This is a genomic window from Bradyrhizobium liaoningense, from assembly GCF_018130955.1.
Lineage (GTDB): Bacteria > Pseudomonadota > Alphaproteobacteria > Rhizobiales > Xanthobacteraceae > Bradyrhizobium > Bradyrhizobium liaoningense_C.
On the sequence record NZ_JAFCJM010000085.1, the window covers coordinates 1 to 16,073 of the forward strand.

At 66.0% G+C, this 16,073-nt stretch carries 16 protein-coding genes; 9 read left to right on the forward strand and 7 right to left on the reverse strand.

The genetic code is table 11. The features are described from left to right. Positions 1 to 123: 123 nt before the first annotated feature. Together fbcH and petA are read right to left on the reverse strand one after the other, a co-directional pair. Positions 124 to 2,187 (reverse strand): cytochrome b/c1, encoded by a 2,064-nt coding sequence (fbcH, locus tag JQ632_RS35820; RefSeq protein ID WP_212407426.1) that lies wholly within the window; start codon positions 2,185 to 2,187, stop codon positions 124 to 126. Between the two features lie 68 nt (positions 2,188 to 2,255). After that, entirely contained in the window at positions 2,256 to 2,786 is a 531-nt protein-coding gene (gene petA, locus JQ632_RS35825) for a ubiquinol-cytochrome c reductase iron-sulfur subunit (RefSeq protein WP_212407427.1), read from the reverse strand. A gap of 278 nt (positions 2,787 to 3,064) precedes the next feature. Between petA and JQ632_RS35830 the strand changes: the two genes are divergently transcribed. The 6 genes from JQ632_RS35830 to JQ632_RS35855 all read left to right on the forward strand — a co-directional run bounded on the left by JQ632_RS35830 (position 3,065) and on the right by JQ632_RS35855 (position 7,298). Beyond that, positions 3,065 to 3,517, forward strand: a complete 453-nt coding sequence (locus JQ632_RS35830; protein WP_212407428.1) for a tRNA (cytidine(34)-2'-O)-methyltransferase — start codon at positions 3,065 to 3,067, stop codon at positions 3,515 to 3,517. 53 nt (positions 3,518 to 3,570) lie between these two features. Then, positions 3,571 to 4,203 carry a 7-carboxy-7-deazaguanine synthase gene (queE, locus tag JQ632_RS35835; RefSeq protein ID WP_212407429.1) on the forward strand — a complete coding sequence of 211 codons (633 nt, stop codon included), beginning with the start codon at positions 3,571 to 3,573 and terminating at the stop codon, positions 4,201 to 4,203. 13 nt (positions 4,204 to 4,216) lie between these two features. Next, positions 4,217 to 5,104, forward strand: a complete 888-nt coding sequence (hemF, locus tag JQ632_RS35840; RefSeq protein ID WP_212407430.1) for an oxygen-dependent coproporphyrinogen oxidase — start codon at positions 4,217 to 4,219, stop codon at positions 5,102 to 5,104. Further along, positions 5,101 to 5,841 (forward strand): HAD family hydrolase, encoded by a 741-nt coding sequence (locus JQ632_RS35845; RefSeq protein WP_212407431.1) that lies wholly within the window; start codon positions 5,101 to 5,103, stop codon positions 5,839 to 5,841. Before hemF ends, JQ632_RS35845 begins: the two co-directional genes overlap by 4 nt. A 94-nt stretch (positions 5,842 to 5,935) precedes the next feature. Next, positions 5,936 to 6,991 carry a hypothetical protein gene (locus JQ632_RS35850; protein ID WP_212407432.1) on the forward strand — a complete coding sequence of 352 codons (1,056 nt, stop codon included), beginning with the start codon at positions 5,936 to 5,938 and terminating at the stop codon, positions 6,989 to 6,991. A gap of 88 nt (positions 6,992 to 7,079) precedes the next feature. After that, positions 7,080 to 7,298 (forward strand): DUF2158 domain-containing protein, encoded by a 219-nt coding sequence (locus JQ632_RS35855; protein ID WP_212407433.1) that lies wholly within the window; start codon positions 7,080 to 7,082, stop codon positions 7,296 to 7,298. 79 nt (positions 7,299 to 7,377) lie between these two features. On the opposite strand, the gene JQ632_RS35860 is transcribed toward JQ632_RS35855, so the two are convergent. The 5 genes from JQ632_RS35860 to JQ632_RS35880 form a co-directional block, all read right to left on the reverse strand. Further along, the gene (locus JQ632_RS35860) at positions 7,378 to 8,145 is read right to left on the reverse strand and encodes a sulfite exporter TauE/SafE family protein (protein ID WP_212407434.1); all 768 of its coding nucleotides are present in this window, start codon (positions 8,143 to 8,145) and stop codon (positions 7,378 to 7,380) included. After that, positions 8,142 to 9,398: a CCA tRNA nucleotidyltransferase gene (locus JQ632_RS35865; protein WP_212407435.1), complete on the reverse strand. Its 1,257-nt coding sequence runs from the start codon at positions 9,396 to 9,398 to the stop codon at positions 8,142 to 8,144. Before JQ632_RS35865 ends, JQ632_RS35860 begins: the two co-directional genes overlap by 4 nt. 137 nt (positions 9,399 to 9,535) lie before the next feature. Further along, entirely contained in the window at positions 9,536 to 9,799 is a 264-nt protein-coding gene (locus JQ632_RS35870) for a DUF6111 family protein (RefSeq protein ID WP_212407436.1), read from the reverse strand. Continuing rightward, on the reverse strand, positions 9,796 to 10,470 hold the full coding sequence (locus JQ632_RS35875) for a CoA pyrophosphatase (protein ID WP_212407437.1): 675 nt from the start codon (positions 10,468 to 10,470) through the stop codon (positions 9,796 to 9,798). Before JQ632_RS35875 ends, JQ632_RS35870 begins: the two co-directional genes overlap by 4 nt. Beyond that, positions 10,467 to 11,081: a DUF1285 domain-containing protein gene (locus JQ632_RS35880; protein ID WP_212407453.1), complete on the reverse strand. Its 615-nt coding sequence runs from the start codon at positions 11,079 to 11,081 to the stop codon at positions 10,467 to 10,469. The genes JQ632_RS35875 and JQ632_RS35880 overlap by 4 nt, the downstream gene beginning before the upstream one ends. Positions 11,082 to 11,321: 240 nt before the next feature. Between JQ632_RS35880 and JQ632_RS35885 the strand changes: the two genes are divergently transcribed. The 3 genes from JQ632_RS35885 to JQ632_RS35895 are packed head-to-tail and all read left to right on the forward strand — an operon-like array spanning position 11,322 to position 16,068. Then, positions 11,322 to 12,320 carry a MoxR family ATPase gene (locus JQ632_RS35885; RefSeq protein WP_212407438.1) on the forward strand — a complete coding sequence of 333 codons (999 nt, stop codon included), beginning with the start codon at positions 11,322 to 11,324 and terminating at the stop codon, positions 12,318 to 12,320. Then, the gene (locus JQ632_RS35890) at positions 12,320 to 13,264 is read left to right on the forward strand and encodes a DUF58 domain-containing protein (protein ID WP_212407439.1); all 945 of its coding nucleotides are present in this window, start codon (positions 12,320 to 12,322) and stop codon (positions 13,262 to 13,264) included. Before JQ632_RS35885 ends, JQ632_RS35890 begins: the two co-directional genes overlap by 1 nt. Next, entirely contained in the window at positions 13,261 to 16,068 is a 2,808-nt protein-coding gene (locus JQ632_RS35895; protein WP_212407440.1) for a DUF4159 domain-containing protein, read from the forward strand. The genes JQ632_RS35890 and JQ632_RS35895 overlap by 4 nt, the downstream gene beginning before the upstream one ends. Positions 16,069 to 16,073: the final 5 nt, after the last annotated feature.

The following is a 16,073-nucleotide window of genomic DNA, read 5'->3' on the forward strand; positions in this document are numbered from 1 at the left end:
GTCATCGACCGGACACCACTCCGGTCAAATCGCGCCAGTCATGGCGCTCCGCGCCATGCCTGGCGCACCACAAAAAAAGCCCCCTTGCGGGGGCTTTTCGTTGTCTCGTTCCGGCTGCGCCGATCAGTGCGCGTCGGCCCAGACCTTCTTCTTGGTGAAGTACATCATGCCCGCGAAGATGATCAGGAAGACGAACACCTGGAAGCCGAGCTGCTTGCGCGCCTCCATGTGCGGCTCTGCGGTCCACATCAGGAAGGTCGTGACGTCCTTGGCGTACTGCGCGACCGTGGCCGGCGAGCCGTCGTCAAAGGTCACCTGACCGTCGGAGAGCGGCTTCGGCATCTTGATGGCGTGACCCGGGAAGTACTTGTTGAAGTACGAGCCTTCCGGGATCGTCACGCCCGCCGGCGCATGGTCTTCGTAGCCTTGCAGCACGGCGGCGACGTAGTCGGGGCCCTGCTCCTGGTACTGCGTGAAGACGTCGAAGATGAACCAGGGGAAGCCGCGCTTGTAGCTGCGCGCCTTGGTGATCAGCGACAGGTCCGGCGGCGCCGCACCGCCGTTCGCCGCACGAGCCGCCTGCTCGTTCGGGAATGGCGAGGGGAAGTAGTCGGCCGGACGGCCCGGGCGTTCGAACATGTCGCCCGCATCGTTCGGGCCATCCTTGATCTTGTATTCGGACGCAAACGCCGCCGCCTGCGCCACCGAGTAACCGGGACCGCCGGCCTCAGCCAGATTGCGGAAGGCAATGTAGGAGAGGCCGTGGCAGCTGGAGCAGACTTCCTTGTAGACCTTCAGGCCGCGCTGAAGCGCACCGCGGTCGAACTTGCCGAACGGGCCCGAGAACGACCACTTGTTGCCGGGCGGAGTGTCCGAGCCTTCGGACGCGCGTGCGCCATCCACCGAGCCCAGGAACAGCGCACCGGCAGCCACCAGCGCGACCGCGATCGACGCCACCGCCTTGCGGGACTTCGCCAGCACCGATTCGGAGATCGAGTTCGGCACCGGACGCGGCCGCTCGATACGGGCAAGCAGCGGCAGCACGATCAGGAAGTAGGCGAAGTAGCAGACCGTCAAGATGCGGCCGGCGATGACGTAAATGCCCTCCGGCGGCTGCGCGCCGAGATAGCCGAGCAGGATGCAGACCACGACGAAGATCCAGAAGAACTGCTTGGCGAGCGGACGATACTTCGAGGAGCGGGTCTTGGCGCTGTCGAGCCAGGGCAGGAAGACCAGCACGATGATCGCCGAGAACATGCCGATGACGCCCGCGAGCTTGTTCGGGATCGAACGCAGGATCGCGTAGAACGGCAGGTAGTACCATTCGGGCACGATGTGCGGCGGCGTCACGCCGGGATTGGCCGGGATGTAGTTGTCGGCATCGCCGAGATAGTTCGGCATGTAGAAGATGAACCAGGCGTAGAGCAGCAGGAAGCAGGACACGCCGAAGAAGTCCTTGATGGTCGCATGCGGCGTGAACGGCACCGTGTCCTTTTCGGTCTTGGGCTCGACACCATCCGGATTGTTCTGGCCGGCGACATGCAGCGCCCAGACGTGCAGCACGACGACGCCGGCGATCACGAACGGCAGCAGGTAGTGCAGCGAGAAGAAGCGGTTCAGGGTCGGGTTGCCGACCGAATAGCCGCCCCACAACAGCGTCACGATGCTCTCGCCGACATAGGGAATGGCGGAGAACAGATTGGTGATGACGGTGGCGCCCCAGAAGCTCATCTGGCCCCACGGCAGCACGTAGCCCATGAAGCCGGTCGCCATCATCAGGAGATAGATGATGACGCCGAGGATCCACAGCACCTCGCGCGGCTCCTTGTACGACCCGTAGTAAAGGCCGCGGAACATGTGGACGTAGACGGCGAAGAAGAACATCGACGCGCCGACCGCGTGCATGTTGCGCAGCAGCCAGCCGTAATTGACGTCGCGCACGATCAGCTCGACCGACTTGAAGGCGAGGTCCGCGTACGGCGTGTAGTGCATCGCGAGGATGACGCCGGTCAGGATCTGCACGCCGAGCATGAAGGACAGGATGGCGCCGAAGGTCCACCAGTAGTTCAGGTTACGCGGCGTCGGATAGGCCACGAACGAGGAGTGCATGAGACCAAAGATCGGCAGCCGCCGCTCGATCCATTTCAGGGCTGGATTGCTCGGCTGGTAGTCGGAGGGTCCGCTCATGATGCGATCCTGAGGAAATAAAGCGACGCGACGGGTTCAAAGGCCGGGAACGAAACAGTTCCCGTGCCTCAGCCGATCTGGATTTTGGTGTCAGAGACGAATTGGTACGGCGGCACCGGCAGATTCGCGGGTGCGGGCCCCTGACGGATACGACCAGAGGTGTCGTACACCGAGCCGTGGCAGGGGCAGAAGAAGCCGTCGTAGCTGCCCTCATGGGCGATCGGGATGCAGCCGAGATGGGTGCAGATGCCGATCACGACCAGCCACTGCTCATGGCCGGCCTTGGTCCGGGCCTCGTCGGACTGCGGATCCGGCAGGCTCGCCACGTTGACGGAACGAGCCGCATCGACCTGCTTCTTGGTCCGGTGGCTGATGTAGATCGGCTTGCCGCGCCAGAAGACCTTGACGTCCTGGCCCTCGGCGATCGGGGCGAGATCGACCTCGATCGGCGCGCCGGCGGCGATGGTCGAGGCGTCCGGATTCATCTGGGAAATGAACGGCCAGAGTGTCGCTGCGCCACCCACTGCGGCGGCAGCCCCCGTTGCAACAAAAAGGAAATCACGGCGTGTCGGATGGTCCGCCGAAGACGCTGTCGTCACGATTCCAACCCTTTCATTTGTGCGACCGGTGGAACCGCCCCAGGGGGCGCCCAAAAGGTCCCCAGAACAGGCTGCCGGCGCCCGCGGCCCCCCGCGGCGGCAGAACGATGCTTCTCCGCGCCAATTGGGCGAAAACCGCAGTCCAGAATCGTTCTATTGGCACCCTTGCCGGGCGAGCGCAAGCCCGCTATCGGCGCGGAAGCGTGCAATGCACGAATTCCGCGGCCTGCGATGTTTTATTGAGACATTCTTGGCCGCGCCAACCCTTGACCGACCCCATGCAGATAGCGCTCTTCCAGCCCGACATCCCCCAAAACACTGGTACGATTCTCAGGCTGTGCGCCTGTCTGGACATGGCTGCCCACATCATCGAGCCCGCGGGTTTTCCGGTCTCGGACCGGCATTTCCGCCGCGCCGGAATGGACTATCTCGACCAGGTCAGCGTGACCCGCCACGATTCCTGGTCGAAGTTCCAGGCGTGGCGCGCGGCGCAGGGCTGCCGGCTGTTGCTCTTCACCACCAAGGGCGCGACGAACTACCTTGATTTTCGCTATCAGCCGTCGGACATCCTGCTGCTCGGACGCGAGAGCGCCGGCGTCACCGACGAGGTGATGGCGGCCGCGGATGCGCGGCTGGTGATTCCGATCAAGCCGGGGCTGCGGTCGCTCAACGTGGCGATGGCCGCGGCAATGGCCGCAGGCGAAGCGCTGCGGCAGGTTCGGAACCCCTGAGGTCCAAGTCTTGAGGTCCAAGTCTTGAAGTCCAAGTTTTTGAGGAGAAGGTCGTGAGCTACGCGGTCAAGGAGATCTTCCTGACCCTTCAAGGCGAAGGCGCCCATGCCGGGCGCGCATCGGTGTTCTGCCGCTTTGCCGGCTGCAATCTCTGGAGCGGCCGCGAGGCGGATCGCGCCGGCGCGGTCTGCCAGTTCTGCGACACCGATTTCGTCGGCACCGACGGCACGCTCGGCGGGCGCTACGCCACGGCCGAAGAGCTCGCCCGCACCATCGCCGCGCAATGGAGCGGGACCGACGCGCAGCGCTACGTGGTGCTGACCGGCGGCGAACCGCTGCTGCAGGTGGACGGGCCCCTCGTCGATGCGCTACACGCGGCTGGCTTCGCGATCGCCGTCGAGACCAACGGCACCGTGCTGCCACCCGACGGCCTCGACTGGATCTGCGTGAGCCCCAAGGGCGGAAGCGAGCTCGTGCTGCGGCGCGGACACGAGCTCAAGCTGGTGTATCCGCAGGCGTTGGCCCAGCCTGAAGCCTTCGCGGACCTCGCCTTCGAGCGCTTCTCGCTCCAGCCGATGGACGGGCCTGACGTGGCCGAGAACACGGTGCGCGCCATCGACTATTGCCTGCGCCATCCGCAATGGCGGCTGAGCGTGCAGACGCACAAGGCGCTTGGGATCAGGTAGGACGGGATTGCAGATGGATGTTTCGATGATCGAGGATCGCAAGGCACGCGCGCGAAGCTGGTTCGAGCGCCTGCGCGACGACATCTGCGCGAGTTTTGAGCGGCTCGAGGACGATGCTCCGTCCGCGCTCTATCCGGGCGAGGCCGGCCGCTTCGTGCGCACGCCCTGGAATCGCACCGACCATAGCGGCGCCCCCGGCGGCGGCGGCGTGATGTCGATGATGCATGGACGCCTGTTCGAGAAGGTCGGCGTGCACTGCTCGACCGTGCATGGCGAGTTCGCGCCGGAGTTCCGCGCGCAGATCCCGGGCGCTTCGGAGGATCCGCGGTTCTGGGCCTCCGGCATCTCGCTGATCGCGCATATGCGCAATCCGAACGTGCCGGCCGTGCACATGAACACGCGCTTCGTGGTCACGACAAAAGCCTGGTTCGGCGGCGGCGCCGATCTCACCCCCGTGCTCGACCGCCGCCGCACGCAGGAGGATGCCGACACGCTCGCCTTCCATGAAGCGATGAAGAAGGCCTGCACCGGTCCCAACGGCGTTGCCGACTACGACAAGTACAAGACATGGTGCGACGAGTATTTTTATTTGCCGCACCGGAAAGAGGCGCGCGGCATCGGCGGCATTTTCTACGACTGGCACGACAGCGGCGACTGGGAGGCGGACCTCGCCTTCACCCAGGACGTCGGCCGCGCCTTCCTGAAGATCTATCCTGAGCTCGTGCGACGCAACTTTGCGACGTCGTGGACCGCGCAAGACCGCGAGGAGCAGTTGATCCGCCGCGGGCGCTATGTCGAGTTCAACCTGCTCTACGACCGCGGCACCATCTTCGGGCTCAAGACCGGCGGCAACGTGGATTCGATCCTGTCGTCGCTGCCGCCGGAGGTGAAGTGGCCATGACGAGACTACCGCCACTGCCGCGCGCCATGCTGATCGACATGGACGACACCATCCTGTCCGCCTATGGCCGTCCCGAGATCGCCTGGAACACGATCGCAAACGAGTTCGCGGCCGAGCTCGCGCCGCTGCCGCCGGAGCAGGTGGCGACCGCCGTGCTCGCCTTCGCGCGAAATTTTTGGGCCAATGCGGAAGCCGCCTGGCGATTGAAGCTCGCCGAGGCGCGGCACCTGACGGTGAAGGGCGGCTTTGCCGCGCTGGCCGCGGCCGGCCACCCCGCGCTATCCGACGATCTCGCGATCCGCATCGCCGACCGCTTCACCGCCTACCGCGAAGAGGAGATGTTCGTCTTCCCCGGCGCGCATGACGCGATCGACAAGTTGAAGGCGCTCGGCGTCAAGCTTGCGCTGGTGACCAACGGCGCGGCCGACATGCAGCGCGCAAAGGTCGAGCGTTTCGAGCTGACCCACCGCTTCGACCACATCCAGATCGAGGGCGAGCACGGTTTCGGCAAGCCCGAGGAGCGCGCCTATCTGCACGCCATGGACGCGCTCGGCGTCACCGCCGAGGACACCTGGATGATCGGCGACAATCTGGAATGGGAAGTCGTGACGCCGCAGCGTCTCGGCATCTATGCGATCTGGATCGACGTGCATGGCGAGGGCCTGCCCGAAGGCTCGACCATCAGGCCCGATCGCATCATCCGCTCGCTGACCGAGCTCGTGCCTGCGACGCCGTAACGCCCCTCCCAGCCACGCCCAAGTGAAATTTCTCACAGATCGCAATCCACGATTGCGGTAGGCTGGTGCCGGGCGGAGGAGTGTGAGGGCAGCGATGCAGCAGGACCTCCAGACGACACCGCGCGCGACACCCCCGGAAGAGCCGCCGGGCGTGTGGCAGAGGATCCAGTCCTGGGACAGCCGCTTGTCTGTCACCAAGGGGTTGACCATCGTCACCCTGCTTACCGGCTTCTTCGGCGGCTATTTCCAGTATCTCAATTCCTACGAGGAAAAGGTCAGCGAGCAGGCCAGGGCCGACATGACCACCGCGACCAAGACCTTCATCGAAATCTCCAACGCCTTTGCCGAAGTGCAGATGCAGCAGGAGATCATGCTGAGCGATTTCGCCGGCGCATTGAACGACCGCCTGGATGCCGGCGCCAAGCAGATGGACACCAAGGCCGCCAACGATCTGTTCCCGGACTATGTCAAGGCGCGCACGGCGTTGCGACAGAACAGCGCCGTGTTCGCGCGTGAGACCGAAATCTATATCGACTGGCCGAGCGACCTGACCCGCGATCCCGCAGCGCCGCGCGCGTTAAACCAGGACCCGCTGACGGAAACGCTGTTGAACGAATATGATTTCGACTGCGATGCGCCGGCAAACCTGCCGAGCTTCGAGGGTGCCATCTATGACGGCGAGAAGCACGGGCCGGCCGACGAGAAGCTCTGCGCTCCGGAGGCAGGCGAGAAGAAAACCTATGTCGACATGTGCGCGCGTGCGGCGGGAAGCGGTGCGATCAATTCGTCCAGGGATATCGTCAACATCAACTGGTGGAGCGCCAAGCACCACGTGCTGACCCTGCATTATTGCTTCGAAGGCCTGCACGCCCGCCTCCGCACCGCGCGCATCTGGGCCTCGAAGAACGACGTCAGTGAGGACGCCAAGCAGGACTTCCTCAAGCGCGAGCATCATCTTCGCACCGCCCTCAACCACCAGGCCATGCGGCTGAATGCCTTCATGACGCTGACCATGTCGCAGCTCGAACGCATCCGGGTCCGCTACCGCCCCTCGGGCTTCTTCTGCCACATCCCCCTGGTGCGCGATGCCATCGGCGTTTTCAGCAGTCAGTGCATGCCGATACGCACGGCGGTCGCCGAACGCGGATAGTCGTAATCCACAGGCGCGCGCGCCGTGATCGGCGTGTCATGACGGCTTGCTAGCCTCTCGCCTCGTCGATCAAGACAGGAGGACAGCCATGGAATTGAAAGCCGGTGACGTCGTCATGCTGAAGTCGGGTGGACAGCCGCTGACCGTCGTTGATGTGAAAGAGGACGACGTGCTCTGCCTCTGGATGGGGATGGAAGGCCAGCTCTACCGCGAGACGCTGCCGCTCGCCGTCCTCGAGCGCCCCGAGGAGGAAGAGGACGAAGATGAGGATGAGGACGAAGAGGAAGACGAAGACGACAAGGACTAGAAGCCCGCCGCACCGAGGCGGCGCGTTCGTGACATCCGATCGCGGCTCAGGCGAAAACAGCCTGGGCCGCGATGCTTCGTCAGAGCATCTGCTTCACCGCAGCCGAGATCATCACGAGCCCGCCGGTGATGACGGCGGCATCGAGGATCGCGGCGTGGATATGCACCGGCATCCGCTCGACGAAGGCCTTTGCGAGGAACGCACCGGGCACGGCCATGCCGCCGATCAGGAGCGCGAAGGCCAGCACCTGCGCAGTCACCGCACCGGCAAGGCCGAAGACGGAAATCTTGATCAGGCCGGTGCCGAGCGAGATCATCGCGTCGGTCGCGATCACGGCCGCGCCCTCGAGGCCGGACGCCATCAAAAGCGACAACAGGATCACGCCGGAGCCGGAGGTGCCGCCGACCAGCACGCCGTAGCCGACGGAGCCTGCGGCAAGCCCGGTGTCGCCGATCTTCAGGGAGCGCCGCCGCAGCACCCGGCGCAGCGGTACGCTCAGGATCAGCATCGTGCCGATCACGAGCGCGGCGCCTGCATTGGTGAGCCGCGTATAGCCGTAGGCGCCGAGCGCCGTCGTCAGCGCCGCGCAGGCCAGCACGATCAGCGCGCGGCGGCGGTCGGCATATCTGAGATAGGCGGCGGCGCGGCTGGAATTGGTGAAGATCGCTGATATCGCGATGATCGGCACCACCGGCTCGGCGCCGACCAGCGGCACCAGCACCAGCGGCATCAGAGCGCCGGTGCCGTAGCCGGCGAGACCGCCGATGATCGAAGCAAACAACGCCACAAACGCGACCAGCAGAAGCTGCAGAAGCGAGATATCGGCGAAGCCTGAGACGATGGTCAATTTCTCTGATCGCGGCTGACGCGTGCCGCAGCTTGATCGGCGATGGTAGCGAGCGCCGCCTGCTCTAGTGGAAAATCCGCCGCGAGCCAAGCGTCCTCGGCCAATGTCAACACATGTCCGAGCAGCGGACCCTCGGCCACGCCGCGCGCGATGAAGTCGGCGGCCTTCAGCGGGAATTTCGGCGCGTTCCAGCGTTGCGGCAGCTCGGCGAGCTCGCGCCAGCGCGACGAACTCACGTCGCCGCCGAGCCGCGCCCAGGCCAGCAACACGCGATCGTGATAGCGCTCGGGCCCGAGCCGGTAGACGAGCCGGCGCGCGCTGGCTTCGTCCTTGCTGGCGCAGCGCCACCAGCGGTGGCCCATCGAATCCAGCGCCTTGGCTTCCGCATTGGAGAGCCGCAGCCGCGTCGCGACGCGCTTGGCGTCCTCGGTGACCGCGACGCTCAAGGCCCCCAGGCGCCGCGTTGCGTCGGCGTCCACGCCGAGCTCGCGCTCGATCGCGACCATGGTCGTGAGCGGCCCTGTATAGGCAACGCCGCCGATCAGCGCTTGCAGCAATCCCCCATCGGCCATCGCGAGCACCGCGGCGGATGCGCCATTTGCGACCAACAGCTTCAGCATCTCCATGCGCACGCGCTCGGCCGAGAGGCTCGCAAGACCCGCGCGGCCGCGGATGCAGGCGAGATAGCCGTCGCGGTCCGGCTCGCCGGCGCCGAACGCGGCGTGGATGCGGAAGAAGCGCAGGATGCGCAAATAGTCCTCGGCGATGCGCTGGTCGGGATCGCCGATGAAGCGCACGCGACGCGCGGCGACATCCGCGAGCCCGCCGACATAGTCGTGCACGACACCTTTGGCGTCGACCGACAACCCGTTCATGGTGAAGTCGCGCCGCTCGGCATCCCGCACCCAATCGCGGCCGAAGGCGACCTTGGCCTTGCGGCCGAAGGTCTCGGTATCCTCGCGCAGCGTCGTCACCTCATAGGGATGACCGTCGATGACGAGCGTGATGGTGCCGTGGTCGAGGCCGGTCGGCACGCTCTTGATGCCCGCACTCTTGGCGCGGCGCATCACCTCCTCGGGCAATGCGGTGGTCGCGATGTCGATGTCGCCATGCGGCAGCTTCAACAGCGCGTTGCGCACGGCGCCGCCGACCACGCGGGCTTCCTCGCCGTCAGTGTTGAGGAGTTGCAGGACGCGCGCTGTCCCGCCTGAGGTCAGCCAGGGCGCATCGGCAAGCAGGCTCTCCGCGTTCATGCCGCAGCCCTAAAGCGCGATGAGTTCAGGTTGAATCGTCATCGCGCTTTAGCTCCTTGTTTGAGCATGATCTCCGCGCAAACGCGTTCCGCGTTTGTCGCGAGGGAAAACCGCTTCGCACTTTTCCGGATCATGCCCTATTTCTCGACGCCCGGCACGAGCCTGCCGTTCTCGATATGGGCGGGAACGTAGGTCGAATCCGGCGGCGCGCCGGTGAAATGCGCGAGCCCGATCAGGCTTGCGATGACCAGGACAAGCGCCACCAGCGCAAGGCGCGCGATGGTGTAGATCGGCCAGGACGATTGCACGAACAGCCCCGATCGGGTCGCGACCAGAAACAGGGCATAGACCGCGAAGGGAATGAGGAAGATTCCGATCTCGGTCAGGGCCGGCCGGATCATGACAAATAGATCCGCTCATAAAGCACACGCAATATTCCGGCGGTCGCCCCCCAAATGTACCGCTCGGCGAACGGCATCGCGTAGTAGGAGCGCTCCATGCCGCGGAATTCCTTGCTGTGCACCTGGTGGTTCGCCGGGTTCATCAGGAAGGATAGCGGGACCTCGAAGGCATCATCAACCTCGGAATGATTGATGGTCAGCTCGAATCCCGGCTTGACCTTGGCGACCGTCGGCAGAATGCGGAAGCCGAAGCCGGTGCCGTAGAGATCGAGATAGCCGATCGGCTCGACGAATCGGCGCGACAGGCCGACCTCCTCCTCGGCCTCGCGCAGCGCGGCATCGACGGGCGCGGGGTCGATCGCGTCGATCTTGCCGCCGGGAAAGGCGATCTGGCCGGCGTGGTCGTTGAGATGGGCGGCGCGCTGCGTCAGCAGCACGGTCGGCTCGGGCCGGTCGATCACAGGAATCAGCACCGCAGCGGGCCGGACCGGCTGCTCGCGCGCGATGATCTCCAGCATCCTGTCGGTGCCGGGATCGCCGGAGGCGGGAATGATGTTGGGATCGTAGAGGGCTGGCGGAACGTCGAAGCGAAGCCGCGCCTTCGAGCGGTCGAAAAACTCCATCGCGCCGACTGGCGCGGCGGGTCCGTTCTTCAAGATCGGCTTGCTCAAAGTGCGGCCCTCACCTGCTCCGCATCGGCCATCGGAAAAAACTCGCCAGCCGACTCGACGCCGAACATCGGCTGGCCATCGACCACCCGCTCCTCGCCCATGTCAACCAGATCGTAATAGAGCGCGCGTGTCACCTTGGCCCAAAGATCAGCGCGCACGTGCAGATAGGGTGTCAGGCCGCCGTCGACCGCCTGCTCGAAGCGAAGCCGGTGCGCGCCGTCGCACCTCACCCAATCGTCGACATTGGTGCGGAAGCTCAGCACGCGATGGTTGCCCTCCCCCTCCTTCTGCATCTCGACCGCCATGAACGGCGCGTCGTCGACGCGAATTCCGACCTTCTCCACCGGCGTGACGAGGAAATGCTTGTCCCCTTCGCGCTTGAGGATGGTCGAGAACAGGCGGACCAGCGCCGGTCGGCCGATTGGCGTGCCCATGTAGAACCATGTACCATCGCCGGCGATTCGGATGTCGAGATCGCCGCAGAACGGCGGATTCCACAGATGCACCGGAGGCAGGCCTTTTTTGGCGCCGGTGGCATTTCCGACAGCTTGGTTGGCGGCCGCAGTCAGCCCCTCAAGACCCTGTCTGGTGCTCTGCCCTTGGTTCGCCATGGTTTGCCCTGACTTTGTCATTTGGCACGATTGGTGCAGGTCTACGTCGTACGTTGGCACGCGGTTCCACACCGGAATCATCCGGTGTGCAAGTCGCCACTTCGTGATGCCGTACATAGCCCGAAGCCGATAAGGTGGGGATAGCTTAATTCAACGAATACATGGCCTTCCTGCAAGTTTAGCATGGTGTCCATGACGTGACGACGCAACAGGCCGGCGACGCGCCGAAGGAGCTGACGGATGGCGGAAAGTGTCGAGAAACTCGAGGACGTGATCGTCCGGTCGGCCGAGCAGGTGTCGGGCCAGATTCGCGCCGCGAAAGACGCGATCGCAACCGTCATCTTCGGCCAGGACCGCGTGATCGAGAACACGCTGGTGACGATCCTCTCGGGCGGCCACGCGCTGCTGATCGGCGTGCCCGGCCTCGCCAAGACCAAGCTCGTCGAGACGCTCGGCGTCACGCTCGGCCTCGACGCCAAGCGCATCCAGTTCACGCCCGACCTGATGCCCTCGGACATTCTCGGCGCCGAAGTGCTCGACGAGAGCACCGCCGGCAAGCGTTCGTTCCGCTTCATCTCGGGGCCGGTGTTCGCGCAGCTCCTGATGGCGGACGAGATCAACCGCGCGAGCCCGCGCACGCAATCGGCGCTGTTGCAGGCGATGCAGGAGCAGCACATCACGGTCGCAGGCGCCCGCCACGATCTGCCAAAGCCGTTCCACGTGCTCGCGACGCAAAACCCGCTGGAGCAGGAAGGCACCTATCCGCTGCCCGAAGCGCAGCTCGACCGCTTCCTGATGGAGATCGACGTCGACTATCCCGATCGCGATGCCGAGCGCCGCATCCTGTTCGAGACCACCGGCGCCGACGAGACGCTGGCGAAGGGGTCGATGACGGCGGACACGCTTATCACCGCGCAACGTTTGGTCCGGCGGTTGCCGGTCGGCGATTCCGTGGTTGAGGCCATTCTGTCGCTGGTGCGCTCGGCGCGCCCGGGCCCGGACGCCGGCGAAACCGGCAAGCTGATCGCCTGGGGCCCCGGCCCGCGCGCCAGCCAGTCGCTGATGCTCGCGGTGCGCGCGCGCGCTCTGCTCGACGGACGGCTCGCGCCCTCGATCGACGACGTGCTCGACCTCGCCGAGCCCGTGCTGAAGCACCGCATGGCACTGACCTTCTCTGCTCGCGCCGAAGGGCGCACGATCCCGGACGTGATCCGGCAATTGAAGACACGGATCGGTTGATGGCCGCAGACAACGGGCCGATTGCCAGGGAGACTGTAGCGATCCGACGTGCCGATGGCGAAAGCCGTACGCTCGCCGCATCGCTGCCGCGCCTTGTGCTTGAAGCCCGCCGTATCGCCGCCAACGTCATCCACGGCCTGCATGGCCGCCGTCGCGCCGGCTCCGGCGAAAGCTTCTGGCAATACCGCCGCTTCGTCTCCGGCGAGCCGTCGCAGAATGTCGACTGGCGCCGCTCGGCCCGCGACGATCATCTCTATGTCCGCGAGCAGGAATGGGAGGCCGCCCACACGGTGTGGATCTGGCCGGACCGCTCGCCGTCGATGGCCTTCGCCTCCAGGCAGGCGCGCGAGTCCAAGCTCGAGCGCTCGCTGATCGTCGCCTTCGCGCTGGCCGAGCTTCTCGTCTCCGGCGGCGAACGCGTCGGCATTCCCGGCCTGATGCCGCCGACCGCGAGCCGCAACGTCATCGACAAGATGGCGCAGGCGATGCTGCATGACGACGCCCAGCGCCTCAGCCTGCCGCCGTCCTTCGTGCCGTCGTCGCTCGCCGAGATCGTTGTGCTCGGCGACTTCTGGTCACCGATTGCAGAGATCAGGACCATGCTCGCAGGACTCTCCGCCTCCGGCGCGCATGGCACGCTGGTGCAGATCGTCGATCCCGCCGAGGAGACGTTCCCCTATTCCGGCCGCATCGAATTCGTCGAGCCCGAGGGCTTTGGCGCGATTACCGCCGGCCGTGCCGAGAGCTGGACCGCAGACTACACCACGCGCCTGGCGCTGCACCGCGACCAGATCCGCGACGAGACCAACAGGCTGGACTGGCTGTTCACGACCCATTCGACCGATCGCTCCGCCGCCGAACTCTTGCTGTTCCTGCATGCCGGCATGACCGCGAGCAAGCTCGGGATTCGCAGTTCGACAATCAAAGTGGGGCCTGCCGCATGATGGGCCTGCCACTCGCCTTCACCGAACCGCTGCTCCTGATCGGGCTTGTCAGCCTACCGGTGCTGTGGTGGCTGTTGCGGGTGATGCCGCCACGGCCGCGCCGCATCGAGTTTCCGCCGACCCGTCTGCTGTTCGACATCGCGCCAAAGGAAGAAACGCCCTCGCGCACGCCGTGGTGGCTGACGGCGCTGCGCCTGCTCGCCGCCGCACTTGTGATCTTCGCGGCCGCCGGCCCGATCTGGAATCCGCAGACCGGCATCGCCGGCAGCAAGGCGCCGCTATTGATCATGTTCGACGACGGCTGGAGCGCCGCCGCCAACTGGGACACCAGGATCAAGGCCGCCGACGAGCTGATCGCCAACGCCGACAACGATCGCCGTGCGATTGCGCTGGTGCCGCTGTCGGAGCCGAACCGCGACATCACGCTGATGCCCGCGGGTGCGGCGCGCGTCGCGCTGCGGCAGATCACGCCAAAAGCCTATTCGGTCGATCGCGTTGAAACTCTCCCCGCGATCGAACGTTTCCTCAAGGCAACCGGCGATTGCGAGATCGCCTGGCTGTCTGACGGTGTCGATACCGGCCGCGGCGAGGAATTCGTACAGGGTCTGGGCAAGACGATCGGAGACCGCAGCTTGACCGTGTTCGAAGGCGGCACGTCGGCCCCGCTCGCCCTGGTCGCGGCCGAGAACGCCGCCGCCAAAATGACGGTGAAGGTGCTGCGCACCGACAGCGGCATCACCGCCGGTACCGTACGCGCGCTGGACCAGAAGGGTTCGCCGATCGGCGAAGCCCGCTATGCCTTCGGCCCGCAGGACAAGGACACCGAGGCGGCCTTCGACCTGCCGGTCGAGTTGCGCAACGACATCACCCGGCTCGAGATCGCAGGCGAACGTTCCGCCGGCGCCGTGCAACTGCTCGACAAACGCTGGCGGCGCCGCGCGATCGGCATCGTCTCCGGCGCGACCAGCGAGACCGCGCAGCCGCTGCTGGCCCCGACCTTCTACCTCACCCGCGCGCTGGCGCCGTTTGCCGACGTGCGGCTCGCGGACAAGGGCTCGCCGCAGCAGGGCATCACGCAGTTCCTCGATCAGAAGCTGCCGATGATCATCCTCGCCGATGTCGGCACCGTCGCGCCTGAGATCCGCGACCGGCTCAACGCCTGGGTCGACCAGGGCGGCGTGCTGGTGCGCTTTGCAGGTCCCCGGCTGGCGCAGGCCGAAGACGACCTCGTGCCCGTCAAGCTGCGCAAGGGCGGCCGCACGCTCGGCGGCAGCCTGACCTGGGAGAAGCCGCAGCATCTGGCAAACTTCACGGCGGACGCTCCGTTCGCCGGGGTGCCCGTGCCGAAAGACGTCACCGTGAGCCGGCAGGTGCTGGCCGAGCCCAACGCGGCGCTGGCGGCCAAGAGCTGGGCGTCGCTGGAGGACGGCACGCCGCTCGTGACCGGCGAGCATCGCGGCAAGGGGCTGGTAAGCCTGTTCCACGTCAGCGCCGATATGCGCTGGTCGGACCTGCCGATGTCCGGCACCTTCGTCGAGATGCTGAGGCGGATTGTCGATATGTCCGGTTACACCTCCAAGCCGGGCGCGGGCGTCGCCGGCGAGGCCAACGCCGAGACGGTCGCGCCGCTGCATATTCTCGACGGCTTCGGCGCGTTCGGTCCGCCCCCGGCAACCGCAAAGCCCGTATCCTCCGACTATCGCGACCGCGCCACGCCCGATCACCCGCCCGGCTTCTATGGCCCGGCGGACGGGCCGCTGGCAGTGAATACGCTCGCAGCCGCCGACCGCATCGCGCCGCTCAACACCGCGAGCCTGCGTGCCCGTCACGCGACCTACACCAATGCCGAGCCGCGTGACCTGCGCGGCTGGCTGCTGTCATCAGCGCTGATCCTGTTCCTGATCGACGCCATGATCGTCGCGCTGCTCGGCGGTGGCCTCGCGGCGCTGATCCGCCGCCGCGCCGCGCCCGCAGTGCTCGCGATCGGACTCGCGCTCGCCGCAACCTTCTCGCCCTCGCCGTCGCGCGCCGACGCCGTTTCCGACGATTTTGCGCTGAAGGCGGTGTCGCAGACCCGCCTCGCCTATGTCGTGACCGGCAATGCCGACGTCGATTCGATCGTGAAGGCCGGCATGGCCGGCCTGACGCTGTTCCTGGCACAGCGCACCGCGCTCGAAGCCGGCGATCCCGTCGGCGTCGATCCCGCGCGCGACGAGCTTGCCTTCTTCCCGCTGATCTACTGGCCGATCGTGCCGGGTGCGCCAAAGCCGCCGCGGGACGCCATCAACAAGATCGACGCTTACATGAAGCAGGGCGGCACGGTGATCTTCGACACCCGCGACGCGGTTGAGGCCCCCCCCGGCGAGAACGGCGCATCGCAGACACCGGCCATGCAGACGTTGCGCGAGATTCTGTCCTCGCTCGACGTTCCCGAGCTCGAGCCGGTGCCGCGCGAGCACGTGCTGACCAAGACGTTCTACCTTCTGCGCGACTTCCCCGGCCGTTTCAGCACCGGGCAGACCTGGGTCGAGACCCTGCCGCGCGAAGATGACGACGAGAGCGCGCAGCGCCCGGCACGCGGCGGCGACGGCGTGTCGCCGATCATCATCACCTCCAACGACCTCGCCGGCGCCTGGGCGATCCGTCCCGACGGCCAGCCGATGCTGCCGCTCACCCCGGGCGAGCCGCGCCAGCGCGAATTCGCGTTCCGCGCCGGCGTCAACATCGTGATGTACACGCTGACCGGCAACTATAAGGCGGACCAGGTGCACGCACCGGCGCTGATCGAGCGCCTGGGGCAATGATGCGG